Genomic DNA, 26,242 nt, shown 5'->3' with positions numbered 1-26,242 from the left:
GGGAGTTAGAGCCCCATGACCCTGCCGGCGCCGAAGGCCCGGCCAAAAGCACAGTCACAGTGCCTCCCGGGATCCGCGGAGCTGGACGACGTACGCGATGATCGCGGTGATGACGCCCATCACGATCGCGATCGTGGCGGAGTAGTTGAACTGCTGCCCGGCGAAGGACAGGTTGTAGGCGTACATGTTGGGCGTGTAGTAGGTGGTGATCACGTTCGGCGCGAGCGTGCGCAGGATGTTCGGCTCGTTGAACAGCTGGAAGCTGCCGATGATCGAGAAGATCGTCGCGATCACGATCGCGCCGCGCAGCGCCGGCAGCTTGACCGCCCGGATCGTCCGGAACGTCCCGGCTCCGTCGATCGCGGCCGCCTCGTACAGCTCACCGGGGACCGTGCGCAGCGCCGAGTAGAAGATCAGCATGTTGTAGCCGACGAACTCCCAGGTGACGATGTTGGCGATCGACGGGAGCATCCAGCTGCTGCTGAGCGGCTGGATCGCGGTCGTGCCGAACAGGTCGTTGAGGTTCGCGGCCAGGCCGAAGTTGTCGCCGTAGATGTAGCCCCACATCAGCACCGCGACCACGCCTGGCACCGCGTACGGCAGGAAGATCACGATCCGGAAGAAGCCGGCCGCGCGCAGCCGGGCGCTGTCGATCGCGAGCGCGGCGAGCAGGGCCAGGATCAGCATCACCGGCACCTGGACGACCAGGAACACCGCGACCCGGCCGAACGACTCCCAGAACTTCGGGTCCCGCAACGCCTCGGTGTAGTTGTCGAGGCCGACGAACACCGTGCCGCCGAAGAACGCCTGGTCGCGGAACAGGCTGAGATAGATCGCATAGCCGATCGGGGCCAGGAAGGTGAGCGCGAAGACGGCCAGGAACGGGCCGACGAACAGCCACCCCTTGCCGTCCTGGGCCGCTCGCCGTCGCCGGCGACCGGCCGCGCGCACCGGTGTGACGTGGTGCCCGGTAGATCCTTGGGCCACGGACTCCGCCATGTCCGTCGACCTCCTCTCGCTTCCCGCGCCGGTGAATGTCACCGCGACGCGCGCAATGTTGACGTCAACATCGATGCGGTGAAGGTAACGTGTTTACGTCAACATGTCTACACTGCGGGCACAACTGAGGGAGGGCACCCGATGTCAACGGAGGAATCATCGGTCCGGCGCCGGCCGTCGATGGCGGACGTCGCCAGACTCGCCGGGGTGTCCGGGCAGACGGTGTCCCGGGTCGCGAACGACCGGCACAACGTCGACGCGACCACCCGGGACCGGGTCCGGGCCGCCATGCAGCAGCTCGGCTACCGGCCGAACAGCGCCGCTCGGGCGCTGCGCAACGGCGAGTTCCGCAGCATCGGCGTGATCGTCTTCGAGCTGTCCAGCTTCGGTACGACGCGCACCCTCGACGCGATCGCCACCGCGGCCACCATCAGCGGCTACGCGATCAACCTGCTGCCCGTGCTGGACGTCACCCAGAGCGCGGTGACGAACGCGTTCAGCAGGCTCGGTGAGCAAGCAGTGGACGGCGTGATCATCCTGATCGAGGCGCACACGCTGGACGAAGCCGGCGTGCTGCTACCGGACGGGCTCCCGGTGGTCGTCGTCGACTCGAGTGCGCACTACGACTACCCGATCGTCGACACCGACCAGGCCCAGGGCGCGCGCCTGGCCACTGAGCATCTGCTGGACCTGGGCCACGAGACCGTGTGGCACCTTGGCGGCCCGCCGACCTCGTTCGCGGCGGACCGGCGCCGGCGTTCCTGGGAGCAGACCCTGATCGAGCACGGCCGGGACGTCCCGCCGGTGCTGGACGGCGACTGGTCATCCAGCTCCGGGTACGAGGCCGGTCGCCGGCTGGCCGTCAACGACAAGGTCACCGCCGTCTTCGTCGCCAACGACCAGATGGCGCTCGGTCTACTCCGCGCGCTGTACGAGCGCGGCCGCGCGGTTCCGGACGACGTCAGTGTGGTCGGCTTCGACGACATGGAAGAGGCGGCCCACTTCTGGCCGCCCCTCACCACCGTCCGCCAGACCTTCGCCGAAGTCGGCCGCCGCAGTGTCGACGCCCTCATCGCCGAAATCCAAGCCGGCGAACACCACCACGCCCCAGTCGCCGTCCCCACCGAACTCATCGTCCGCCGCAGCACCGCCCCGCCCCGACGCTCTCAGCTGGGTTGAGCTTGGAGTCTCTTCGGCCAGGGAAAGACGAGTGGATCGGAGCTCGCTTGCCACAGCTGGCTCAGTTCGCGCAGTGTTGCGGTGGCGCGGTCGAGGTCTGCGTCGAGGTAGGGACAGGCGTCAGGCCGAGTGATGCCCCAGCTTTCGCGGAGCCGCGCGTACGGGGTCGGCCGGTCCTTCTCGACCGCTTCGTGAATGACGGCCGAGAGCGACTCGCTGATGCCGATGCTGTTCGGTGCCTTCAGGATGCGGGTGCTTCGGGCCTTGGCGTCGTACCGCTTCTTGCCCGCGGTCTGTTGCATGCTGTCGAACACCGCACCAGCAGCGATGCAGCCGAAGATGCCGTCGGGCATTCCGAGTTCGCGTTCGGTGACGGCGTGCGCGAGGTCATGGGGCACGCGGTGCTTGCGTGAGTACGACGAGAGCGTGAACTCGGCGCCGTCCGCCCTCCGGATCAGAGTGGAGCACTCACCGCGCGGGTCATGCAGGAAGGTGAGATGCATGTCCCCAGCGTGGACCCTCGTCCGTCCCCGCACGACCGGTTTTCGGAGGGGCTTGCCCACTCACCTGGAGGGTTGCCCCCTCAGATTCTCAGTGGGCAACCCTCCAACTGAGGGGCTGCCCACTGAGTTGGAGGGTTGCCCTCTCAGATTCTCAGTGGGCAACCCTCCAGCTGAGGGGCTGCCCACTGAGTTGGAGGGTTGTCACACGGGGACCTCGGCGACGGACAGGACGGCGCGCATCAGGGCGGCGGTTTCGGTCGGGGTTTTGCCTACGCGGACGCCGGCGGCTTCGAGGGCTTCTTGTTTGGCGGCTGCCGTGCCGGAGGAACCGGAGACGATCGCGCCCGCGTGGCCCATCGTCTTGCCCTCCGGCGCGGTGAAGCCGGCCACGTAGCCGACGACCGGCTTGGTCACGTTCTCCTTGATGAACGCGGCGGCCCGCTCCTCGGCGTCGCCACCGATCTCACCGATCATCACGATCGCGTCGGTGTCCGGATCGTCCTGGAACGCGGCCAGCGCGTCGATGTGCGTCGTCCCGATGATCGGGTCGCCGCCGATGCCGATGGCGGTGGAGAACCCGAAGTCCCGCAGCTCGTACATCATCTGGTACGTCAGCGTGCCCGACTTCGACACCAGGCCGATCCGCCCGGGCCCCGCGATGTCAGCGGGGATGATCCCGGCGTTGGCGCGGCCGGGGCTGATGATTCCGGGACAGTTCGGCCCGATGATCCGCGTCCCGGTGCCCTGGGCGTGCGCGAAGAACGCGGCGGTGTCGTGCACCGGCACGCCCTCGGTGATCACCACGACCAGCGGTACGCCGGCATCGACCGCCTCCACGACCGCGCCCAGAGTGAAGCGAGGCGGCACGAATACCACCGACACATCCGCGCCGGCCGACTTCACCGCGTCGGCGCACGAGCCGTAGACCGGGATCGAGCGCTTCGCGAAGTCGACCGACTGCCCACGCTTGCCCGGGGTCACGCCGCCGACCACATTGGTGCCAGCGGCAAGCATCCGGCTCGTGTGCTTCTGTCCCTCGGATCCGGTCATGCCCTGCACGATGACCCGGCTCTGCTCGGTCAAAAAGATCGCCATCTCACACCTCTCAGTTCTGGGCGGCGAGCTCGGCGGCACGGGCGGCGGCGCCGTCCATCGTGTCCACCACGGTCACCAGCGGATGGTTGGCCCGGGCAAGGATCCGGCGGCCCTCGTCGACGTTGTTCCCGTCCAACCGAACCACCAGCGGCTTGTCGGCCTGGTCGCCGAGCAGCTCGAGCGCCTGGACGATGCCGTTCGAGACCGCGTCACAGGCGGTGATTCCGCCGAACACGTTCACGAACACACTGCGCACCTGTGCGTCGGACAGAATGATGCCGAGCCCGTTCGCCATCACCTCGGCGCTCGCGCCACCTCCGATATCCAGGAAGTTGGCCGGTTTCACGCCGTACGACGAACCCGCGTACGCGACCACGTCGAGCGTCGACATGACCAGGCCGGCGCCGTTCCCGATGATGCCGACCGAGCCATCGAGCTTGACGTAGTTGAGGCCCTTCTCGTGCGCCGCCGCCTCGAGCGGATCGGTGGCGGCCTTGTCGTCGAAGCCCGCGTGGTCCGAGTGCCGGTACGACGCGTTGTCGTCGAGCGTCACCTTGCCGTCAAGGGCTTCGATCGAACCGTCGGCCAATTTGACCAGCGGATTCACCTCGACCAGCGATGCGTCCTCGGCGACGAACACGTCCCACAATCGGCGTACGACGTTCTCCGCGCCGGCCGGGAACCCCGCGGCGGCGACGATTTCGGCAGCCTTGGCCTCATCGACACCCACGGCCGGATCGATCGCGACCTTGGCGATCGCGCCCGGATTCGTGTGCGCGACCTCCTCGATCTCGACGCCGCCCTCCGTGCTGGCGATGCACAGGTACTCGCGGTTGGCCCGGTCGACCAGGAAGGAGAGGTAGTACTCCTCGGCGACGTCCGCGGCCGGCGCGAGCAGCACTCGCTGCACGGTGTGGCCCTTGATGTCCATGCCGAGGATTTCGCCTGCGCGCGCCACGGCTTCGTCGGGGGAGGCGGCCAGCTTCACGCCGCCGGCCTTGCCGCGGCCACCGGTCTTCACCTGCGCCTTCACCACCACACGTCCGCCGAGCGCCTCGGCTGCCGCGGCGGCATCGGCCGGGTCTTCGATCACCCGGCCGAGCGTCACCGGGACGCCGTGCCGGGCGAAGAGTTCTTTGGCTTGGTACTCCATCAGGTCCACGTCAGCCTCCATCGGTGTGCAGACGACTGTATGCGGTATGCAATCTGGTGACAAGAAGCGGTGAGGTCTGGACAGCGGAAGCGTGGAGCGGTACCACAGATCTCATACGGTATGCAGTAGTCAGGAGGCGACATGAATCACGTGATGCCCCCGGACCGGGGCAGTGCGGCCGGCACGGCAAAGCCCCGGGACGTCCGTGACGTCTACGGCCGGCGGTACCGGATCGGCGAGGACGCCCGGGAGCTGACCGGACATTCGCGGCGCTGGCAACTGTGGGCCGCATGGGCCTGCATGGTTGCCATCAGTCCGCTGCAGTACTCGTTCGGCACCGCCGCACTCGGTCTGGAGTCCGATCGCGGCTGGGGTGCGGCCAGGACGTTGTGGCTGCTCGCCGTCTTCGTGGCCTGTCAGGCGCTGGTCGCGATCCCGGCCGCCTGGGTCCATCGGAGTCGGCGTGCCACGTCGACTCAGCTCGTCGTTGTGGGCGGCGTGCTCGCCGCGATCGGCCTCACGACGCTGGCCCACGCGGACAGCTATCTCGCGGTCGTGGTCGGCTACGCGCTGCTCGGCGGGACCGGCGCAGGTCTCGTGTACGCCGCCTGCATCACCACGGCGGCCCGGTGGTTCCCGGATCGGCGGACCGCGACGATCGGGTTCGTCACGGGCGGCTTCGCGGTGGGCGCCGTACCGAGCATCGCATTGTTGACAATCTTCCAATCCAGTCAGCGGATTGTCTTCGATCTGACCGCGCTGATCGCACTCCTCGTGGTGCTGGTGGCCGGCGGCCTGCTGAAGGATCCGCCGCGGCACTGGTGGCCCGCGGACCTCGATGCGCAGGCCTGGGCGATCGACCGGACGTTGAACCGGAGCATCCCGCACAACCTCCCGGCGGTGCGTCACTACCGTCCGGGTGAGGCGATGCGCACCGGTGCGCTGCCGCTGATGTGGCTGATGCTGGCGATCAGTACGGCGCTCTCCCTGTTCGGCATCGCGTTCGTCGTGAGCTACGCCTTGACCGCGGAGCTGGGTGTCGCGGTGGGCGGGTTCGCCGCCGGAATGCTTGCCGCGGTCAACGGCCTGGGCCGCTCGTTCGCCGGTAACCTGTCGGACCGATTCGGCCGGCGCCGGGTGCTGGCCGCCGTACTGATGGTCGAGGGGTTCACCCATGTCGGTCTGGTCGTCGCCGGTGAGGCGGGTGCGGGGTGGGCGTTCGTGGTGTGCGCGATGTTCGCCGGGCTCGGCGGCGGTGCGTTCTACGCGATCATGGCCAACCTCGTGCTGGAGTTCTTCGGCGAGCACAGCCTGCTGCAGAACCAGGCGATCCTCTACTCGGCCAAGGCCGTCGGTGGACTGGTCGGCATCGGCGTCGCGGCATCGCTGGTCGCGGTGATCGGCTACCGGCCGTTGTTCCTCGGCGCCGGGCTACTCGGCGTACTCACCGCACTGAGCGTGCGGCTGCTCAAACAACCAGGACGACCTGCGCTACCGGTCCGGCCACAACTCGGTACGCCGGTCGCCGGGTCGAGCGAGTGAGCGGCTACGCGAAGGTCGCGCGGACTGATCCGTGCGTGATGGAGCTGGTGTCGAAGCTGGCTCGCGAACCATGGACGGATCGACCGGCCTGCGTGCATCCGGTCCTGAGCGCGGTGGCCAGGGCGGTACATGACCACAGCAGCTCAGCCGGCCGCCGCGAGTTGCTGCCGCTGGCGCCGCACTTCCTCGACACCGCCGGCGTCGGATTCGAGCACTCGGCACGTCTGGTCGCGTTGTCCGTATCGACGGCCTTGGTCAGTGGCGAGATCCGCACCGACGAGCGGGTCAGGCTCGCGCGAGCCCATCGGACAGCGCTGCACCTGCTGGGGTCGGCCGACGAGCCTGGTGGAGCGGCACGGTGGTGGCTGCCGCTGCTCGGGCGGTTCGGGTGGAGCGAGCCGATCTACCGGACCTTCGTCGCCACCGAGCACGCCGCCGAAGCCGTGGCCGTCGCTGCTCGGGCCGCGGACGACATCAGGCTCCGCGGCCTGCTCAAGCAGTGCCTGGCCGTGGCCGGCTCGGCTGTCACTGGTTGCACCTCGATCGCGGGAGGTGCCCCCTAGACTCGATCCATGCCCGCACCCCTCCGGCTGGCCGTGATCGGCGCCGCGCATTCCCATGTCAGGTACGCGCTGGACGAGGTGCCCTTACGTGCGGACCTCGCGCTGGTCGGCGTCGCGGACCCGGATCCGGCGACGGCGGGGCGGTACGCCGGGGAGTTCGGCGTACCGGCGTACGACGACCACCGGAAGCTGCTCGACGAGCTGCGACCCGACGTGGTCATGATCGCGGGCATCTACGCGGACCGGGCCGAGGCGATCGTCGACTCACTCCGCGCCGGCGCTCACGTGCTCGCGGACAAACCGCTGTGTACGACGCTCGCCGAGCTCGACGCGATCGAGACCACCCAGCGGGAGACCGGGCGGATCGTCTCCTTGCTGCTCGAGAAGCGGAACTATCCCGAGACCCTCGCTGCCCGCGCGCTGCTGGCCGACGGTTCGCTGGGCGAGCTGGTCCAGGTCGCGTCGACTGGACCGCACAAACTCAACCGCCCCACCCGGCCGGACTGGTTCCTCACCAGGAAGGGGTACGGCGGGATCCTCGGCGATCTCGCCGTCCACGACATCGACCTGGTCCTGCTGCTGTCCGGTGCGACCGGAGGGACGATCACGGGGCTGGTGGATAGCAGCGAGTTTGCGCTGGCGGGATCGCTCCTGCTCAGGGCCGGCTCGGTCGTCGCGACGATCGAGGTCAACTGGCTGACGCCCGCGGCCTCGCCGTACCACGGTGACTACCGGATGCGGCTGACCGGCACGGAGGGGACGGTGGAGTTGTTCTGGGCGCAGAACAAGTTGATCGCGGCAACCACCGACCGTCCGCCGTGGGAGGTCGAGCTGCCGCCGCGCCGGCGACCGGCGGCCGATGCGTTCGACGCATTCATAGCGGGTCGTGAGCCCGAGATCAGTACGGCGGTCGGCTTCGCCGCGACGCGGGTCGCACTGCTTGCACAGGAGAGCGCCGACGCCGGGGGTGTCGTCGTGCCGTGGCAACTGAGAGGACAGTCCGCATGAAGTTCGCAGTAGTCGGTGCCGGAGTCATCGGTGCGACCCATGCCCGCCTGATCACGTCCTTGCCCGGCGAGGCGGAGCTGGTCGCGATCGTCGACGTGGAGGCGGACCGGGCCGCCGCGCTGACCAGCGAGTACGGCGGTGAGCCGATGACGGAACTGGAGAAGGCCTGCGCCCGCGCGGACATCGACGCGGTGAGCATCTGCCTGCCCAGCGGCATGCACGCCGATGCCGCGATCACGGCGCTCATGGCCGGCAAGCACGTCATCGTGGAGAAGCCGATCGACGTCACCCTGGCAGCGGCAGACCGGCTCATCGATGCGGAGCAGCAGACTGGACTGACCGTCGCGGTGATCAGCCAGCGCCGGTTCCAGCACGCCCCGGCCTTCGTCCATCAGGCCGTCGCCGATGGTCGGCTGGGCCGAATCACCGCGGGTATCGCCGAGTCAGCCTTCTGGCGTTCGCAGGAGTACTACGACTCCGGTGGCTGGCGTGGCACGGTGGCACTCGATGGCGGCGGAGCCCTGATGAACCAGGGCATCCACGTGGTCGACCTGCTGCTGTGGATGCTCGGCGAGCCTGTCGAGGTGCAGGCGTACAGCGATCGGCTCGCGCATGAGCGGATCGATGTCGAGGACACGGTGGCGGCGACCGTGCGGTTCCGCAGCGGGGCGATCGGGTCCATCGTGGCCATGACCTCGGCGTACCCGGGCCGCCCGGTCCGGCTGTCCGTGTACGGCGATCGCGGCAGTGCTGTGATCGAGCAGGACGACCTCGTCGCCTTCGACACCGCAGACGGCGAACCCGCGGACCAGGCGACAGGCGTCCGGCCAGTCGAAGCCGGGGAGCCGGCCGCCGAGGCGAGCGTCTCCGGATCGGTCGCCGACGCCCATCGTGACCAGTACGTCGACTTCATCGAGGCGGTGCGCGACGGCCGCCCGCCGTCGGTCGGCACCCGGGACGCACGGCGTGCGCTCGAAGTCGTGCTCGGCGTCTACGAATCCGCCCGGACCGGTGGCCCGGTCCAGCTCACCGGGAGACAGTGACATGCGGGACATGCGGGACATGCGGGACGTGCGCATCGGGATCATCGGTACGGAGAACTCCCACGCCGATCACATCATCGACCACCTGAACGTCGAGCGCCGCGCGGGGGAGACCCGGGTCGTCGCCCTCAGCGGCGGTGCGAGCGAACGCAACGAGAAGCTCCGCGCGACCGGGCAGATCGAGCGGCTCGTCGACGCACCCACGGACCTGCTCGGCCTGGTCGACGCGGTGATCATCACTGACCGGCACGGCGGTCTGCACCGGGAGCACGCCGTACCGTTCCTGGCCGAAGGCCTGCCGGTGTTCGTGGACAAGCCGCTCGCATGCACCGAGGCGGACGCCCGGGCGATCGTTGCCGCAGCGCGCGAACACGATGCACCGTTGACGTCGTCCTCAGCCGTCCGCTGGGTTCCGGACACGGATGCACTCGCCGAGCAAGCCGCGTCGCTCGGCACTCCACAGACGGTGATCACCACGGGCCCGGCGGATCCGGACAGTGAGTACGGCGGCATCTACTTCTACGGCATCCACCCGGTCGACGTCGCCCTCAGACTCGTCCCGGGCGCCATCGGTCCCGTACAGGTCGACCAGGTCACCGACACCGTCATCGCGACAGCCGACGTCGGTGGGGTCCGGGTCGTGGTCCAGCTGGTACTGCCTGAACCGGACGGTCGGGTTCCGTTCCACGGCATGGTCGTCGGCCGGCGCGGCCTCGCTGCCCGCGAGCTCACCCTCGGCAAGTCGTACGTCGAGCCCGGGCTGCGCGCGTTCCTGGAGATGGCCGAGACCCGCCGGCCGCCGATCGACTACGACGACCTGGTCCGCCCGATGCAGTTCCTCGACAGGATCGTCGAGGCCATCCGCTGACCTCAGCTGTACCCGGGCCCCGCAGACGCTGTCTGCGGGGCGTGCTGCGTTATGCGCGGACGCCTTCGTGATCGACGTCCCCGGCACTCCACCATCCGTGGTCGCGGTCGTCGTCGGGGATCACCACCAGCTCCTGCCGGCGTGGAGCGCGCACCTGCTGCTCGAGTCGCCGTAGGTCCGTCGAACACCGCTCGAGATCGTCCAGCAGGCGCAGTACGTCCAGGTGCGGACCGAGCTGATTCCTCAACGCCACAAGGGATTTCTCCAGTGCGAGAACGGCCTGGCGGGTCCGGTCGAGTTCGTCGTGGATCGTCATCTGAGCCTCCGGGCGCCGAGCTCTGGACAAGCACCATGGCGTGGGATAAGACTACGACTACACCATACGGTATGCAATCTACACAGTGCTCAATCAAGAGACGAAGCCGCTCGCCGGCCTTCCGAGGAGATGACTGCAGATGGCGCAGACAGTGTCGGAATCCCAATCAGTCGCAGAGGTCAGCGAGCCGGAACCGGCCACGATCTCCGGTGGCCACCTGGTCGCGAAGGCCTTGAAGGCCGAGGGGATCGACGTGATCTTCACGCTCTGTGGCGGTCACATCATCGACATCTACGACGGCTGTGTAGACGAAGGCATCGCCGTGGTCGACGTCCGGCACGAGCAGGTCGCGGCGCACGCGGCCGACGGGTACGCGCGGATGACCGGCAAGCCCGGTTGCGCGGTCGTCACCGCCGGCCCTGGTACGACGGACGCCGTCACCGGAGTCGCCAACGCGTTCCGCGCCGAGAGCCCGATGCTGCTGATCGGCGGCCAGGGTGCGCTGAACCAGCACAAGATGGGGTCCCTGCAGGACCTGCCGCACGTCGACATGATGACGCCGATCACCAAGTTCGCCGCGACCGTGCCGCACACCGCACGCGTCGCCGACATGGTGTCGATGGCGTTCCGCGAGTGCTACAACGGCGCGCCCGGCCCGTCGTTCCTGGAGATCCCGCGCGACATCCTGGACAACTCGGTGCCGGTCGAGTCGGCCAGCATCCCCGAGGCCGGGCGGTACCGGGCGTCCACCAAGAGCATCGGTGACCCGGCGAGCATCGAGGCATTGGCCGACCTGCTGGTCCGGGCCGAGAAGCCGGTGGTGCTGCTCGGCACCCAGGTGTGGACGTCGCGCGGTACCGACGCGGCGATCGAGTTCGTCCGGCAGAACGACGTACCGGCGTTCATGAACGGGTCCGCCCGTGGCACGCTGCCGCCCGGCGACCCGCATCACTTCCACTTGTCGCGGCGATACGGCTTCAACAACGCCGACCTGATCCTCATCGTCGGTACGCCGTTCGACTTCCGGATGGGGTACGGGCGCCGGCTGCCGAAGAGCGCGACCGTGGTCCAGATCGACATGGACTACCGCACTGTCGGCAAGAACCGCGACATCGACCTCGGTCTGGTCGGCGACCCCGGCGCGATCCTGGCCGCGGTCACCCAGGCTGCCTCCGAACGGAGCAAGAAGACCGATCGCAAGGCCTGGTTCGCGGAACTGCGGGCCGAGGAGGACGCGTCGTACCAGAAGCGGCTTCCCAAGCAGCTGTCCGACGCGAACCCGATCCACCCCCTCCGGCTCGCGCACGAGATCAACGAGTTCCTCACCGAGGACTCGATCTACATCGGCGACGGCGGTGACATCGTCACCTTCTCCGGCGGCGTCGTCCAGCCGAAGGCGCCCGGTCACTGGATGGACCCGGGTCCGTTGGGCACCATCGGCGTCGGCATCCCGTTCGTGATGGCGGCCAAGTACGCGCGGCCGGACCAGGAAGTCGTCGCCCTCTTCGGCGACGGCGCGTTCTCGCTGACCGGCTGGGACTTCGAGACGCTGGTCCGCTTCAACCTCCCGTTCGTCGGTGTCGTCGGCAACAACTCCTCGATGAACCAGATCCGCTACGGCCAGGAGGCCAAGTACGGCGCCGCCCGCGGCCGGATCGGGAACACGCTCGGCGACGTGAAGTACGACGAGTTCGCCAAGATGCTCGGCGGGTACGGCGAAGAGGTCCGCGACCCCAAGGACATCGGGCCGGCCATGCAGCGGGCCCGCGAGTCCGGGCTGCCGTCGCTGATCAACGTCTGGGTCGACCCGGACGCGTACGCCCCCGGAACGATGAACCAGACGATGTACAAGTGACCGCACAAGTAGGGGAGGACTCCTTATGAACAAGGCCCTCGATGGTGTCCGCGTTCTCGATATGACCCACGTGCAGTCCGGACCGTCCTGTACGCAGATCCTCGCCTGGCTGGGCGCCGACGTGATCAAGCTCGAGGCACCCACCGGCGACATCACCCGCCAGCAGTTGCGCGACCTTCCGGACGTCGACAGCCTCTACTTCACGATGCTGAACTGCAACAAGCGCAGCATCACGCTGAACATGAAGTCCGAGCGGGGCAAGGAGATCTTCACCGATCTGGTCAAGAGCGCCGACGTCCTGGTGGAGAACTTCGCCCCTGGCGCGATCGACCGGATGGGCTTCACCTGGGAGCGGCTGCAGCTGCTGAACCCACGGCTCGTCTTCGCCTCGATCAAGGGCTTCGGCCCCGGGCGGTACGAGGACTTCAAGGCCTACGAGGTGGTCGCGCAGGCGATGGGCGGCGCGATGAGCACGACCGGTTTCGAGGACGGTCCGCCGACCGCGACCGGGGCGCAGATCGGCGACTCCGGCACCGGGATCCACCTGGTCGCCGGCATCCTCGCCGCGCTGTACCAGCGGACGAACTCCGGCCAGGGCCAGCGGGTGACCGTGGCGATGCAGGAGGCGGTGCTCAACCTGACCCGGGTGAAGCTGCGCGACCAGCAGCGGCTGTCCCACGGCCCGCTGGCCGAGTACCCGAACGAGCACTTCGGCGACGAGGTGCCGCGGTCCGGGAACGCCTCCGGCGGCGGTCAGCCCGGCTGGGCGCTCAAGTGCGCTCCGGGCGGTCCGAACGACTACATCTACGTGATCGTCCAGCCGCCCGGCTGGGCCCCGATCGCGAAGCTGATCGGCAAGCCGGAGCTGGCCGACGACCCGGACTGGTCCACCCCGCTCGCGCGGCTCGACAAGCTCGACAAGATGTTCGCGCTGATCGAGCAGTGGACCGAGCAGCACACCAAGTTCGAGGTGATGGACAAGCTCAACGCCCTGAACGTGCCGTGCGGGCCGATCATGTCCACCCGTGAGCTGATCGAGGACGAGACGCTGGCCGAGCTCGGCGCGGTGGTCGAGGTCAAGCATCCGCAGCGCGGCAGCTTCAAGACCGTCGGCTGCCCGATCAAGCTGTCCGACTCCCCGGTGCAGGTGGAGACCTCACCCGGTCTCGGCGAGCACAACCCCGCGATCTACGGCGCGCTCGGCATCGATACCGCCGAGCTCGAGGAACTCAAGGCCGCCGGCGTCGTCTGACAAACCTTCCCTCGATTGGAGTTCATCGCAATGACCTATGACAAGGCAGCAGTCCGGACCATCCTCGACCAGGCTCTGGCGGACGGCCGCACCTCGCTGAGCGCACCCGAGGCCAAGCAGGTCGCGGACGCGTACGGCATCCCGACACCGGGCGAGGGGCTGGCCACGACTGCCGAGGGAGCGGCCGGTCTCGCGGCCGAGATCGGCTTCCCCGTCGTACTGAAAATCGTGTCGCCGGACATCCTGCACAAGACCGACGCCGGCGGCGTGGTGGTCGGCGTGGACTCCGAACAGGCTGCCCAGCAGGCGTTCGCGACGATTGTCGACAATGCGAAAGCCTACAAAGCGGACGCCGAGATCGTCGGCGTCCAGGTGCAGAAGATGCTGGTCACCGGCGGTGACGTGCAGGAGGTCATCGTCGGCGCGGTCACCGACCCGACGTTCGGGAAGGTGGTCGCCTTCGGACTGGGTGGCGTCCTTGTGGAGGTGCTCAAGGACGTCACCTTCCGCCTCGCCCCGCTGACGGCGGAGGAGGCGCGCGCGATGGTCGACGGGATCAGCGCGCACGAGATGCTGGAAGGCGTCCGCGGCGCCAAGCCGGTCGACAAGGACGCGGTCGGTGACCTGATCAAGCGGCTGTCGGACCTGGTCACCGACTTCCCGCAGTTCGCCGAGGTCGACCTGAACCCGGTGCTGGCCGGCCCGGACGGCTCGACCGCGGTGGACTTCCGGATCATCGTGGACGCCGAGGCCGGCAAGCCGGTCGATCGGTACAGCCAGGAGGAGATCCTGACCGCGATGACCCGGATCATGAAGCCGCGCGCGGTGGCCGTGATCGGGGCGTCGAACGAGGCCGGCAAGATCGGCAACTCGGTGATGAAGAACCTGGTCAACGGCGGGTACGCCGGTGACATCTACCCGATCAACCCGAAGGCCGACGAGATCCTGGGGCTGAAGGCGTTCCCCAGCATCACCGATGTCCCGGGTGACGTGGACGTCGCAGTGTTCGCCGTACCGGCCAAGTTCGTCGGCGGCGCGCTCGAGCAGTGCGGCCAGAAGGGGGTCGCGGGCGCGATCCTGATCCCTTCCGGGTTCGCCGAGACCGGTGAGCAGGACCTGCAGGACGAGGTCGTCGCGATCGCCCGCAAGCACAACGTCCGCATCCTGGGCCCGAACATCTACGGCTACTACTACCTGCCGGAGAGCCTCTGCGCCACGTTCTGCACGCCGTACGACGTGCGGGGAAGTGTTGCGCTTTCGTCACAGAGCGGCGGGATCGGGATGGCGATCCTCGGCTTCAGCCGGTCCAGCCGGATGGGCGTTTCGGCGATTGTTGGGGTAGGCAACAAGGCTGACATCGACGAGGATGACCTCCTGACGTTCTTCGAGAACGACGACAACACCAACCTGATCGCCATGCATCTGGAGGATTTGAAGGACGGCCGGGCGTTCGCCGAGACGGCGGCCCGGGTGTCGAAGCAGAAGCCGGTCGTCGTCTTGAAGGCCGGCCGCACCGACCTGGGCGCGCGGGCCGCGAGCTCGCACACCGGCGCCCTGGCCGGCAACGACAAGGTGTACGACGACATCCTCAGGCAGAGCGGTGTGGTCCGGGCGCCGGGGCTGAACGAGATGCTCCAGTACGCCCGCGGCATCCCGCTGCTGCCCACGCCGAAGGGCGAGAACGTCGTCATCATCACCGGCGCGGGCGGTTCCGGCGTACTGCTGTCGGACGCCTGCGTGGACGCCGGGCTGACGCTGATGGACATCCCGGCCGATCTGGACGCCGCGTTCCGCGAGTTCATCCCGCCGTTCGGTGCCGCCGGCAACCCGGTCGACATCACCGGTGGCGAGCCGCCGTCGACGTACCGCAACACGATCGCGCTCGGGCTTTCCGACGAGCGGATCCACGCCTTGATCCTGGGCTACTGGCACACGATCGTGACACCGCCGATGGTGTTCGCGAAGCTGGTCGCCGAGGTGGTCGAGGAGTTCCGGGCCAAGGGCATCGACAAGCCGGTGGTGGCCTCGCTGTCCGGTGACGTCGAGGTCGAGGAAGCCAGTCAGTACCTGTTCGACCACGGTGTGGTCGCGTACCCGTACACCACCGAGACCCCTGTCCAGGTGCTCGGTGCCAAATACCGCTGGGCCCGCAACGCCGGGCCGCTCGGATAACCCCTGTCGGAGGAAGCCGGTGATGCGTTTGGAACGGGGGGAGTGCACGGGGGAGCGGTAAAGCCCATGCTGGCGTCGATCTAAGGAGTCCGCCTTGGACGTCACAAGCAAGACCTCAGAAGTACCTGAAGAGCCCGCCGCCGCGGCAGTGACCGAGAAGGTCTGGCGCGCGGGCCGGCTCGAACCGATGCCGATCCGGAAGCTTCCGGACGCGCCGCCCTCGATGCACATCCTCGGTCCGACCGTCTTCCTGGTCGCACTGGGCGTCGGCATGGGCGAGTCCTACATGTGGCCCCGGCTCGTCCTGGTGTTCGGGCCGGACATCCGCTGGCTGTTCATGGTCGGTGTCACCCTGCAGGCGTTCGTCCTGCTGGAGATGGCCCGGTACGCGATGGCGACCGGGGAGAGCATCTTCTTCGGGGCGGCGCGGATCTTCAAACCGATGATGTGGTTCTTCTACGTCGCGGCGATCCTGATCTATATGTGGCCGGGTCATCTGTCCGCCGGTGCGGCCGCATTCGAGGAGATCTCCGGCATACCCTGGCAGGTCACCGCTTGCGTGGCTCTGGTGTTCGTCGGTGTGCTGTTCAGCTTGTTGTCGGTGATCTACAACTTCCTCGAGAAACTGCTCGGTCTGCTGATCGGCCTGCTGGTCGTCGGTACGTCGGTGATCGCGGCGATCGTCGGCAGCTGGGACGACCTCGGCCGGACGCTGTCCGGCATGTTCGCCTTCGGGTACTTCCCGCACGAGGCGATGACGTCGGCCTGGTTCCCGGTCGTGGTCGGGTCGATCGCGTTCGCCGGGCCGTCCGGCATGCAGCAGATGTGGTACACGCTGCAACTGCGGGACAGCGGTGCCGGCATGGGTGCGCACATCCCGAAGATCCGCGGTCTGCGAGCGGCCGACGAGGCCGAGTCGATGCCGTCGCGGGGCTTCATGTTCGACACCGAGGACGCGACGGAGCTGGCCAAGTGGAAGGGCTGGCGCAAGTGGGTCACGTTCGACGCGATCCTGCTGTTCTGGGGCATCACGATGCTGGTCACGATCTCGTTCACCGTGCTGGCCATGTCGGCGGCCCGGACGAACCCGAACGTGGCTTCGCTGATCGAAGGCGGTGACCGCGAGGCGGCGCTGAAGGCGATGTCGGACGCGTTCGCGTCGGCCGGCAGCCCGGTCCTGGGCACGCTGTTCTTCGCCTTCATCGCACTGATCGGGCTGAACGCGACCCTCGGTCTGTTCGACTCGTTCTCCCGCGGCCAGGCCGATATGACGTACTACTTCGTACCGGGAGCCAAGCGGTTCTCGATGTCGAGGCTGTACGCCGGGTTCCTGTGGGGTGTCATCGTCTTCGGGATCCTGATCCTGTTGTTCGGTCCGGCCGACGGACCGGCAGGGATCCTGGACACGCTCGCCTTCCTGTCCACATTCGCGATGGGCGCGTACTGCATCGTGTTGCTCCTGGTGAACAACAAGCTGCTGCCCAAGCCGATCCGCCCTGGACCGGTGCGCAACGTGATCATCGGGTTCGGCGCGGTGTTCTACCTGGGCATGCTGTTCTACTGCCTGTTCCGCTTCGGCGTGGCTGTGGGCTGACATGACTCATCTGAAGCAGCTCGCGGAGTTCTCGGTCCCGGCCACCGCGGTAGGTGCCGCGGCCGGGTTGATCGCCGGTGGTCTGGCCGCGTTCGTCGGTCAGCCCGCCGGCTGGGCAGTGGTCACCGGCCTCGGCCTCGGTGTCCCGCTCATGCTGTTCGGCGCCGGGTACGCCGTACTCGTCGGACTGGGCAAGGTCCCCGCCGGAGTGTTCGCGCCGGCGGCGGTCTACTGGGTGATCGGCTTCCCGCTCGCCCTGCTGGTGCACGCGGTCGTGACCGAATGGGTGGTCGCCGGTACGCCGGGACTGCCACCGGAACCGTGGAAGTTCCTCGCGTTCCGGGCCCTGGTCAGCATGGGCTTCGCGATCGGCTTCCTCTGGATGCACGAGCAACTCGGCCGCCACTGGTGGCCACGCATCCTGGACCACAACCAGTACGCGCGCCGCACGGTGGAGCAGTACGCCCACCTCGCGGCCGCCCTGGAGGCCCGCAAAGCCGCCACCGGCCGAGGTCGCCCCAAACGCGTCACCTGATCCCCGCTTCACCCCATCGGGGCGATGCCGGGTGCCGTCCGTGAACCCCACAGTTGAAGGAAGGGACCGTTCGCACCGTCCGGCCTGGCCGGACGGTGCGAAGCAGGCTGTGCGGAGGGGGCCAGGGCATGAGAGTGGATACGCGGGCAGAGCGGGAGGAGCTGGCCGCGCACGGGACCGCAGTGCTGCCGGCACTGGTTCTGAGTGCGGAGGGTACGGCGTTCCTCCGCGGCGGCGACCTCGATGTCGCGTGTGCTGTGCTCGCCGACGCGGTCCGGTCGGCCGCTGCGGGTGACTGCGAGGATCTCCGGTTGCGATGCGTCGCCACGCTGTCACTCGCCGAAGCCTGCCGTGGACAGCTGTCCCGCGGACAAGGGCTTGCGGACACGGCCATGCGATTCGCCGAGAAGTCCGTCGCCGCGGCGGAGCGTCCCGCCGCAACACATCTGGCGCATGCGTGGGTGGCCCTCGAACGTCAGGAGCTCGCCCGGGCCCAGCATTCCCTCGACCGCGCTCGCCGGCTCCGCGAGACGCAGGACGACAGCCTGCTGAGCTCGATGTTCGGGCTGTTGCGCGTACGGCTGATGCGGGACCGGGGCGATCGGGTCGGCGCCCGGTGTGCGCTGCGGAACTCGGAACCGCCGGACAGCTGGCTGCGCGGGTACGTCGAGGCCGAGGCGGCGGGAGTCGGTCTGGACCGGGCCAGGCCGCACGACGTGACCCACCGCCGGCCGATGACCGCATCGCAGGGGGTGCAGGATCTTCTGGACCTCGCGTGGGCCGAATGGCTCGACGGGAATTCCGCCGGTGGGAGGTCCGGGATCGCCAAGGCGCTGTTGCTCGCTCGCGGCGAGCGGATCCGCCGCCCGTTCATGCACACCCCCGCGCGGCTCCGGGCGATCATCCGCGACGATCCGGCGCTGCGCTCGCTGGCCGGCTGGCTGCGCCCGGAGCAGACAGCGGCCGCAGGCCGGGCGGACGACCCGGCATCGATCGTCGAGGACCTGTCGGAGCGGGAGCTCGACGTACTGCGATTGCTCGCGAAGCTGCGCACCACGAGCGAGATCGCCGCCGAGCTGTTCATCTCGGCCAACACCGTGAAGACGCACGTACGGAACATCTTGCGGAAACTCTCGGTGACGAGCCGTAACGGGGCCGTTCGCCGGGCGTGGGACCTCAACCTGGTCTGAGGAATCACTCTCGTCGGATGATGCCCGGTGCGGCCCGGACCGGAAAGAGTCGAATCATGGGGGAGACCGTCACCGCTCTGGCCGTCGCGGCCGTGAACCCGGTTCCGTGGGCGCGGGCGCAGATGGCGTTCACGCTCGCCTTCCACATCATCCTGGTGCCGCTCGGGGTGTCGTGGGCGTTCATGACGCTGATCGCCAACTACCGCGGGATCAAGCGTGCCGACCACGACGCGCTGGTGCTGGCGCAGCGGTGGTCGAAGTACATGGCCGTGACGTTCGCCGTCGGTGCGGTGACCGGGACCGTGCTGAGCTTCGAGTTCGGGCTGCTCTGGCCGCGGTTCATGGGCGTCTACGGCGAGGCGTTCGGCATCCCGTTCGCGTTCGAGGGGCTGTTCTTCTTCACCGAGGCGATCTTCGTCGCGATCTATCTCTTCGGCTGGCGCCGGCTGAAGCCGTGGACGCACTTCTGGACGGGCGTACCGATCGTGATCGCCGGCATCTTCGGCTCGATCTCGGTGGTCGCGGCGAACGCGTGGATGAACGCGCCCGCCGGCTTCACGATGAACGCGAACGGAGAGATCACCGAGGTCGACCCGCTCGAGGTGATCTTCAACGACGCGATGCCGTTGCAGGCAGCGCACATGGTGATCGCGGCGTACCTGGTCGGCGGGTTCCTGGTCGCGTCGGTGTACGCGACCGGGATGCTGCGCGGCCGGAACGACCGGTACCACCGGATCGGGTTCACCATCGCGTTCACGGTCGCCGCGATCATGACGCCGATCCAGATGGGGGTCGGCGACGCGCTGGCCCGCTGGGTGTACAACAACCAGCCGGAGAAGTTCGCCGCGATCGAACTGGTGCCGACGACGCGTTCCGACGTACCGGAGACCTTGCTCGGCAAGCTGAACTCGAACGACACAGTCTCCGGTGGGATCCCGATCCCGGGACTGGCGTCCTGGCTGTCCGATCCGAGCACCGGCACGGCGACCGTCGTACAAGGCCTGAACAGTGTCCCGGTCGGGGATCGGCCGACCATCTCGGAGACGAACATCGTCCACCTGGCGTGGGACGTCATGGTCGGGCTCGGCTCCGCTCTGTTCCTGCTGTCGGTTTGGTACGGCGTGACGTGGCTCTTCCGCCGGCGGATGCCCAAGAGCAGGTGGTTCCTGCGTGCCGCCGCGTGCAGCGGCGTGCTCGCGGTCATCACGATGGAGGCGGGCTGGATCGTCACCGAGGTCGGCCGGCAACCGTGGATCGTCTACAAGCAGATGAAGGTGGAGGAGGCGGCCACCGCCAACACCGGCGTCTGGATCACTTTCATCGCCGTGTTCGTGCTCTACGTCGCGCTCGGCGTCACGACGATCCTGGTGCTGCGGGGGATGAGCCGGCGCTTCCGCCGGGCGGGCGGTTTCGTCGACAGCGACACGCCGTACGGGCCCGCGCCGGAGGCGGCCGTGAAGGAGGACCGGGAGCAGGGCGGGAAGGAGACCGAGGCGGTCGAGGAGCGGGCACCGTGAGTACGACGATCGCGGTCGTGCTGCTGCTCGCCCTCGCGGCGTACGCGGTGTTCGGTGGAGCGGACTTCGGCGCCGGGTTCTGGGACCTGACCGCGGGCGGACCCGAGCGCGGCGCGGAACCGCGCGCGGTGATCGAGCGGTCGATCGGTCCGGTGTGGGAGGCGAACCACGTCTGGCTGATCTTCATCTTCGTCGTCACCTGGACCGCCTTCCCGGCGGCGTACGAGTCGATCGTGCTGACGTTGTTCGTCCCGCTCACCCTGGCCGCGTTCGGGATCGTCCTGCGCGGAGCGAGTTTCGCCTTCCGTAAGGCGGTGGTGACGTTGCGGTTCCGGCGGGTGTTCGGCGGGGCGTTCGCGCTGTCGTCGGTGCTCGTGCCGTTCTGCATGGGTGCGATCGCGGGTGGCATCGCGTCGGGGCACGTGCCGTCGGGTGGCAAGGCCGGCGACCCGGTGGACAGCTGGCTGAACCCGACGTCGGTGGTGACCGGGGTGCTCGGGGTCGTGGCGGCGGCGTACCTGGCGGCGGTGTACCTGGTGTGGGACGCGAGGCATTTCCGCCAGTTCGCGATGGCCGAGTACTTCCGCCGCCGGGCCGTGGTGAGCGCCGTCGCCGCGGCAGTGGTCGCGGTGGTCGGCCTGTTCGTTCTGAACGCCGACGCACCGCACGTCTTCGACGGCCTGACGTCGAGAGCACTTCCGACCGCGATCCTCAGTGTGGTCTGCGGATTCGGCGCCCTGGTGCTGTTGATGCGGTACGCCGCTCGCGGCGCGCGGGTTCTCGCCATCCTGGCGGTGGCCCTGATCATCGTCAGCTGGGGCATCGCCCAGTGGCCGTACATCCTGCCGGAGAGCTTGACCGTCTCGGCGGCCGCCGCACCCGAGGGCACCTTGGTCACGTTGCTCGTGGCGGTCGGGCTGGCACTGGTGATCGTGGTGCCTGGTTTCGTCCTGCTCTACGTGCTCGAGCAGCGTGCGCAGCTCTCCGAGGAGGGGACCGAGGACGCCGGTGACCGCACAATCATCACTGGCGGGTGATTTGCCGTTCCGTTCGACCGGCCGATGGTGGAGATAGGCCCGCGAGTGTGAAGGAGCCCCGCCATGACCTCGACCTCACCGTTCCCACCGATCGCCGACTACGCGTTCCTGTCGAACTGCCACACCGGCGCGCTGGTGGCCCCGGACGGATCGGTCGACTGGCTCTGTGTGCCGGCGTTCGACGCGCCGAGCGCGTTCGGCAACCTGCTGGACCGCGGTGCCGGGTCGTTCCGGTTCGGGCCGTACGGGATCAACCAGCCGACCGCCCGGACGTACGTGCCGGGCACCAACGTCATGACGACCACCTGGCACACCCCGGCCGGCTGGCTGCTCGTCCACGACGCGCTGACGATGGGTCCGTCGAAAGGCCCCGACACCGTCACCCCGCACACCCGCCCGCCGGCCGACGACGACGCCGACCACATGCTGATCCGGACCATCGAGTGCCTCGAGGGCTCGGTCGAGGTGGAACTCGTCTGCGAGCCCGCCTTCGACTACGGCCGGGTCCCGGCCGAGTGGACGATGGTCGGCGAGGACGCGCACGCGGCGGACGCGACCGGGGCCGACCAGACCTTCCGGCTGAGCACCGACATGCTGATCGGCATCGAGGGTGGCTCCGCCCGGGCCCGGCACGTCATCTCCACGGGAGAGAAGGTCTACTGCGCGCTCTCGTGGGCCGACGGACTGGCGTCACCGGCGGACCTGGCCGACGCGGAGGCACGCATCGCCGCGACGATCCGGTTCTGGCGCAACTGGCTGGCCAGGGCCCGGATCCCCGACCATCGGTACCGGCATCCACTGGAACGCTCGGCGCTGACCATCAAGGGTCTCACGTACATGCCGACCGGAGCGACGATCGCCGCGCTCACCACGTCGTTGCCGGAGACGCCGGGTGGCGAACGCAACTGGGACTACCGCTACACCTGGATCCGGGACAGCACGTTCACTCTGCAGGCGCTGCACTACCTGAACCTGGATTGGGAGGCCAACGAGTTCATGCAGTTCGTCGCCGACCTGGAGCCGGACTCGGACGGTGCGCTGCAGATCATGTACGGCATCGACGGCCGCCGCGACCTGGCCGAGACGACCCGCGACGACCTCTCCGGCTACGAGGGCGCCAGCCCGGTGCGGATCGGCAACGGCGCCTACAACCAACGGCAGAACGACGTGTTCGGGGCAGTGCTGGACTCGGTGCTGCTGCACACCGTCCGGAGCAAGCGGCTGCCGCGCCGGCTCTGGCCGCTGGTCCAATCGCAGGCAGAGTGCGCGATCGCGCACTGGCGCGATCCGGACCAGGGAATCTGGGAGGCCCGCGGCAATCCTCAGCACTACGTCTCCTCGAAGCTGATGGGCTGGGTGGCCCTGGACCGCGCGGCCAGGCTGGCCCGGATTCGCAACGAGGAGGACCTCGGCGACCTGTGGGCGAAGGCGGCCGAGGAGATCCGCGAGGACATCCTCGAGCACGGGGTGAGCGACCGCGGGGTCCTGCGACAGCATTACGAGACCGACGCGCTGGACGCGTCGACCCTGCTGGCTCCGCTGTTCGGCTTCCTGCCGGCCGGCGACGAACGGATGCGGGCGACCGTCGAGGCGATCGACAACGAGCTGACCGAGAACGGGTTCGTGCTGCGCTACAAGACCGACGAGACCGACGACGGTCTGTCCGGCAAGGAGGGCACGTTCCTGATCTGCTCGTTCTGGCTGGTCTCGGCGCTCGCGATGGTCGGTGAGATCGACCGGGCCCGGAGTCAGTTGGAGCGGCTGCTGCGGATCGAGTCCAAGCTCGGCCTGTACGCCGAGGAGTTCGAGGTGGACAGGGCCCGGCACCTGGGCAACTTCCCGCAGGCGTTCTCGCACCTCGCTCTGATCGGAGCGGCCGGCCGGATCATCCTGGCCGACTTCCGGGAGGAGCTGTCGCTGTGACCGGGCAGAAGGACGAGGGCCCGCACGTCGTCGTACTCGGCGGCGGGCTGGCCGGGGTCGCGTGCGCTCACGGCCTCGGGGACGAAGGGATCCGGGTCACGCTGGTCGACCGCAACGACTACCACCAGTTCCAGCCGTTGCTCTACCAGGTCGCCACATCGCAACTGCCCGCCGAGGACATTGCCCGGCCGCACCGGGCCATCTTCCGCGAGTACCCGACGGTCGAGATCCGGACCGCCGATGTCGCCGAGATCGACGCCGGGAATCTCGCTGTGACGCTGTCCGGCGGCGATCGGATCACGGGCTCGCACCTGGTCATCGCGGCCGGCGCGCGACCGGAGTACTTCGGGGTTCCGGGCGCGGCAGAACACGCGTTCCCCCTGTATTCCGTCGCCGACGCGGAGCGGTTGCGGCGGCACCTGCAGTCCACGGTCCACGCCAATCAGCCGGACGAGGGCGCGCTCGATGTCGTCGTGGTCGGCGGCGGTCCGACCGGGGTGGAGATCGCCGGAGCGCTGACCGAACTCATGGCCGCGCTGGTGGCCACGGAACGGATCTCGAAGCCGGGGACGATCACCGTCGTCGATCGTGGCAGCACCCTGCTCGCGGCGTTCTCCCGCAAGTCACACAAGTACGCGCACAAGCGGCTGACCGAACACGGCGCCGATCCGCGACTGGGGACGGGAGTGGCCGCTGTGCACGCGGACCGGGTCGAGTTCGACGACGGTTCGTCGATCCGGACCCGGACGGTCATCTGGGGCGGCGGCGAGTCGGCCGCTTCGGTGGTGGGGAGTGCGACGGGGCTGACCACGGGTCGTGGCGGGCGGATCGACGTACAGCCTGACCTCACCGTGGACGGTCATCCGCATGTCTACGCGATCGGCGACGTCGCGAACATCCCCGCGAAGGACGGCACGATCCTGCCGCAGCTGGGCTCGGTCGCGCAGCAGTCCGGTGCGTGGGTCGCTGCCAACATCCTGCGTGAGCTGCACGGCGAGAAGGCCGAGCCGTTCCGCTACAAGGACAAGGGGATCATGGCGATGATCGGCCGGAACGCGGCAGTCGCCGAGGTCGGCCGGCACCGGCACCAGATGGAGGGCCCGCTCGCCTTCGCAGCCTGGCTCGGCGTGCACGCGATGCTGCTGAGCGGTGCGCACAGCAAGACCGACGCGTTCATGTCGTGGGCCTGGGACTACTTCGACCGCGACCGCGCCGCGACCGTCGAGTGGTCCGCAACGCCGCAGCGGATCGCCTGGGGTGACGACTCCGCCGACGTTCCGCACATCATCGTCGACCGAGGCGACTCGACCACGCCGGCCGGCAGCAACTGAGGAGACAGCCATGGCCGAGCAGTACGACGTCATCATCGTCGGATCGGGAGCAGGTGGCGGCACGCTCGCCCACCGGCTCGCGCCGTCCGGGCGGCGGATCCTGATCCTGGAGCGGGGTGACTGGCTCCCGCGCGAGGTCGAGAACTGGGACGCCGAGGCCGTGTTCGTCGACAACCGTTACGTCTCGCCGGACCAGTGGTACGACCGCGACGGCAAACCGTTCCAGCCGCAGGTGCACTACTTCGTCGGTGGCGCGACCAAGTTCTACGGCGCCGCGCTGTACCGGCTGCGCGAGCGCGACTTCGCCGAACTCAAGCACCACGGCGGAATCTCGCCGGCCTGGCCGATCGCGTACGACGTGATGGAGCCCTACTACACCCAGGCCGAACAGCTCTACCAGGTCCACGGTGCCCGGGGCGAGGACCCGACGGACCCGCCCGCGTCGGCGCCGTACCCGTATCCACCGGTCTCGCACGAGCCGCGGATCCAGACGCTGTTCGACGACATGGCCGCGGTCGGGCTGCACCCCTTCCACGCGCCATGCGGGGTGATGCTCGACGAGAGCCGGCCCGCGTTCAGCGCGTGCATCCGGTGCGCGACCTGCGACGGGTTCCCGTGCCTGGTCCACGCGAAGGCGGACGCGGACGTCATCGCCGTCCGGCCCGCGATCGAGCACGACAACGTGACGCTGCTGCGGAACACGCTCGTACGGCGCCTCGAGACCGACGCCACCGGCCGGACCGTGACCGCGGTCGTCGCCGAGGTGGACGGTGCGGAGCAGCGGTTCGCCGGCGACATCGTCGTACTCTCGGCCGGTGCGGTGAACTCGGCCAAGATCCTGCTCGCGAGTGCCAACGACCGGCATCCGCGGGGGCTTGCGAACGGGTCCGACCAGGTCGGGCGCAACTTCATCTTCCACAACAGCCGGGCCTTCCTGGCGATCTCGACCGAGAAGAACGACACCCGGTTCCAGAAGACGCTCGGGATGAACGACTACTACTTCGGCGACGCCGACTTCGACTACCCGATGGGCAACCTGCAGATGGTGGGCAAGTCGTCGGCGCCGATGTACCGCGGTGAGAAGCCGGTCGAGACCTTACTGGCGCCGACGTTCGCGCTGCGCGACGTCGCCGAGCATGCCGTCGACTTCTGGCTGTCGGCCGAGGACCTGCCGGATCCGGACAACCGGGTGACGCTCGACCGCGACGGGAACGTGGTGCTGGCCCACACGCCGAACAACGGCGAGCCGATGGAGCAGTTGTACAAGCGGGTCAAGAAGAACCTGGGCAAGCTGGGCATGCACCCGCACCACCTGATCCCGCGCAGCATCTACATGAAGAACGACATCCCGGTCGCGGGGTGCGCGCACCAGGCCGGGACCGTCCGGTTCGGGCACGATGCGGCGACCTCGGTGCTGGACAGCGACTGCAAGGCGCACGAGCTCGACAACCTCTATGTCGTCGACACCAGCTTCTTCCCGAGCATCGGCGCGGTGAACCCGGCGCTGACCGCGATGGCGAACGCGCTGCGGGTCGGTGACCACTTGCTGGAGCGCCTTGGTTAGACC

22 protein-coding genes are annotated in these 26,242 nt (G+C 68.5%); 17 read left to right on the top strand and 5 right to left on the bottom strand.

Annotated features, from left to right (window positions below; translation table 11 throughout):
* Window positions 1–54: 54 nt before the first annotated feature.
* Complete coding sequence (locus AB0E63_RS26740) at window positions 55–999, bottom strand: sugar ABC transporter permease (RefSeq protein ID WP_360371783.1); 945 nt, start codon at window positions 997–999, stop codon at window positions 55–57.
* A gap of 141 nt (window positions 1,000–1,140) precedes the next feature.
* Here AB0E63_RS26740 and AB0E63_RS26735 point away from each other — a divergent pair, with 141 nt between their 5' ends.
* Window positions 1,141–2,178 carry a LacI family DNA-binding transcriptional regulator gene (locus tag AB0E63_RS26735; protein ID WP_360371780.1) on the top strand — a complete coding sequence of 346 codons (1,038 nt, stop codon included), beginning with the start codon at window positions 1,141–1,143 and terminating at the stop codon, window positions 2,176–2,178.
* Here the strand turns inward: AB0E63_RS26735 and AB0E63_RS26730 are convergent.
* From AB0E63_RS26730 to sucC, 3 genes are all read right to left on the bottom strand, one after another.
* The gene (locus AB0E63_RS26730; RefSeq protein WP_360371777.1) at window positions 2,166–2,681 is read right to left on the bottom strand and encodes a hypothetical protein; all 516 of its coding nucleotides are present in this window, start codon (window positions 2,679–2,681) and stop codon (window positions 2,166–2,168) included. The genes AB0E63_RS26735 and AB0E63_RS26730 overlap by 13 nt on opposite strands.
* 201 nt (window positions 2,682–2,882) lie before the next feature.
* Window positions 2,883–3,776, bottom strand: coding sequence for a succinate--CoA ligase subunit alpha (gene sucD / locus AB0E63_RS26725; protein WP_360371774.1), 894 nt, complete (start codon window positions 3,774–3,776; stop codon window positions 2,883–2,885).
* A gap of 10 nt (window positions 3,777–3,786) precedes the next feature.
* Entirely contained in the window at window positions 3,787–4,938 is a 1,152-nt protein-coding gene (gene sucC / locus AB0E63_RS26720; RefSeq protein WP_360371899.1) for an ADP-forming succinate--CoA ligase subunit beta, read from the bottom strand.
* 132 nt (window positions 4,939–5,070) lie between these two features.
* Between sucC and AB0E63_RS26715 the strand changes: the two genes are divergently transcribed.
* From AB0E63_RS26715 to AB0E63_RS26695, 5 genes are read left to right on the top strand one after another with little or no spacing between them, the layout of a single operon-like run.
* On the top strand, window positions 5,071–6,471 hold the full coding sequence (locus tag AB0E63_RS26715) for an OFA family MFS transporter (RefSeq protein ID WP_360371771.1): 1,401 nt from the start codon (window positions 5,071–5,073) through the stop codon (window positions 6,469–6,471).
* Window positions 6,468–7,034, top strand: a complete 567-nt coding sequence (locus AB0E63_RS26710; RefSeq protein WP_360371768.1) for a hypothetical protein — start codon at window positions 6,468–6,470, stop codon at window positions 7,032–7,034. The genes AB0E63_RS26715 and AB0E63_RS26710 overlap by 4 nt, the downstream gene beginning before the upstream one ends.
* A gap of 9 nt (window positions 7,035–7,043) precedes the next feature.
* On the top strand, window positions 7,044–8,042 hold the full coding sequence (locus AB0E63_RS26705; RefSeq protein ID WP_360371765.1) for a Gfo/Idh/MocA family oxidoreductase: 999 nt from the start codon (window positions 7,044–7,046) through the stop codon (window positions 8,040–8,042).
* Window positions 8,039–9,085, top strand: a complete 1,047-nt coding sequence (locus tag AB0E63_RS26700; RefSeq protein ID WP_360371762.1) for a Gfo/Idh/MocA family oxidoreductase — start codon at window positions 8,039–8,041, stop codon at window positions 9,083–9,085. Before AB0E63_RS26705 ends, AB0E63_RS26700 begins: the two co-directional genes overlap by 4 nt.
* 1 nt (window position 9,086) lies before the next feature.
* Window positions 9,087–9,953 carry a Gfo/Idh/MocA family oxidoreductase gene (locus AB0E63_RS26695; protein WP_360371759.1) on the top strand — a complete coding sequence of 289 codons (867 nt, stop codon included), beginning with the start codon at window positions 9,087–9,089 and terminating at the stop codon, window positions 9,951–9,953.
* Between the two features lie 49 nt (window positions 9,954–10,002).
* On the opposite strand, the gene AB0E63_RS26690 is transcribed toward AB0E63_RS26695, so the two are convergent.
* Window positions 10,003–10,269, bottom strand: coding sequence for a hypothetical protein (locus tag AB0E63_RS26690; protein ID WP_360371756.1), 267 nt, complete (start codon window positions 10,267–10,269; stop codon window positions 10,003–10,005).
* A 139-nt stretch (window positions 10,270–10,408) separates the two neighbouring features.
* Here AB0E63_RS26690 and AB0E63_RS26685 point away from each other — a divergent pair, with 139 nt between their 5' ends.
* From AB0E63_RS26685 to AB0E63_RS26635, 11 genes are all read left to right on the top strand, one after another.
* Window positions 10,409–12,124, top strand: coding sequence for a thiamine pyrophosphate-binding protein (locus AB0E63_RS26685; protein WP_360371753.1), 1,716 nt, complete (start codon window positions 10,409–10,411; stop codon window positions 12,122–12,124).
* A 25-nt stretch (window positions 12,125–12,149) separates the two neighbouring features.
* The gene (gene frc / locus AB0E63_RS26680) at window positions 12,150–13,376 is read left to right on the top strand and encodes a formyl-CoA transferase (protein WP_360371750.1); all 1,227 of its coding nucleotides are present in this window, start codon (window positions 12,150–12,152) and stop codon (window positions 13,374–13,376) included.
* A gap of 30 nt (window positions 13,377–13,406) precedes the next feature.
* The gene (locus tag AB0E63_RS26675) at window positions 13,407–15,548 is read left to right on the top strand and encodes an acetate--CoA ligase family protein (protein WP_360371747.1); all 2,142 of its coding nucleotides are present in this window, start codon (window positions 13,407–13,409) and stop codon (window positions 15,546–15,548) included.
* 94 nt (window positions 15,549–15,642) lie between these two features.
* Entirely contained in the window at window positions 15,643–17,142 is a 1,500-nt protein-coding gene (locus AB0E63_RS26670; RefSeq protein WP_360371744.1) for an Nramp family divalent metal transporter, read from the top strand.
* A gap of 1 nt (window position 17,143) precedes the next feature.
* Complete coding sequence (locus tag AB0E63_RS26665; protein ID WP_360371741.1) at window positions 17,144–17,677, top strand: hypothetical protein; 534 nt, start codon at window positions 17,144–17,146, stop codon at window positions 17,675–17,677.
* A 128-nt stretch (window positions 17,678–17,805) separates the two neighbouring features.
* A complete protein-coding gene (locus AB0E63_RS26660; protein WP_360371738.1) occupies window positions 17,806–18,867 on the top strand; it encodes a LuxR C-terminal-related transcriptional regulator in 1,062 nt (353 codons plus the stop codon).
* A gap of 56 nt (window positions 18,868–18,923) precedes the next feature.
* Window positions 18,924–20,384, top strand: coding sequence for a cytochrome ubiquinol oxidase subunit I (locus tag AB0E63_RS26655; protein ID WP_360371735.1), 1,461 nt, complete (start codon window positions 18,924–18,926; stop codon window positions 20,382–20,384).
* Entirely contained in the window at window positions 20,381–21,421 is a 1,041-nt protein-coding gene (locus AB0E63_RS26650; protein ID WP_360371732.1) for a cytochrome d ubiquinol oxidase subunit II, read from the top strand. The genes AB0E63_RS26655 and AB0E63_RS26650 overlap by 4 nt, the downstream gene beginning before the upstream one ends.
* Before the next feature lie 63 nt (window positions 21,422–21,484).
* The gene (locus tag AB0E63_RS26645; protein ID WP_360371729.1) at window positions 21,485–23,344 is read left to right on the top strand and encodes a glycoside hydrolase family 15 protein; all 1,860 of its coding nucleotides are present in this window, start codon (window positions 21,485–21,487) and stop codon (window positions 23,342–23,344) included.
* On the top strand, window positions 23,341–24,675 hold the full coding sequence (locus tag AB0E63_RS26640; protein WP_360371726.1) for an NAD(P)/FAD-dependent oxidoreductase: 1,335 nt from the start codon (window positions 23,341–23,343) through the stop codon (window positions 24,673–24,675). The genes AB0E63_RS26645 and AB0E63_RS26640 overlap by 4 nt, the downstream gene beginning before the upstream one ends.
* A gap of 10 nt (window positions 24,676–24,685) precedes the next feature.
* On the top strand, window positions 24,686–26,239 hold the full coding sequence (locus AB0E63_RS26635) for a GMC family oxidoreductase (RefSeq protein WP_360371723.1): 1,554 nt from the start codon (window positions 24,686–24,688) through the stop codon (window positions 26,237–26,239).
* The last annotated feature ends 3 nt before the right edge of the window (window positions 26,240–26,242 follow it).

It is taken from the genome of Kribbella sp. NPDC026596, assembly GCF_040638415.1.
Lineage (GTDB): Bacteria > Actinomycetota > Actinomycetes > Propionibacteriales > Kribbellaceae > Kribbella.
This window is presented reverse-complemented; position numbering and strand designations above follow the sequence as displayed.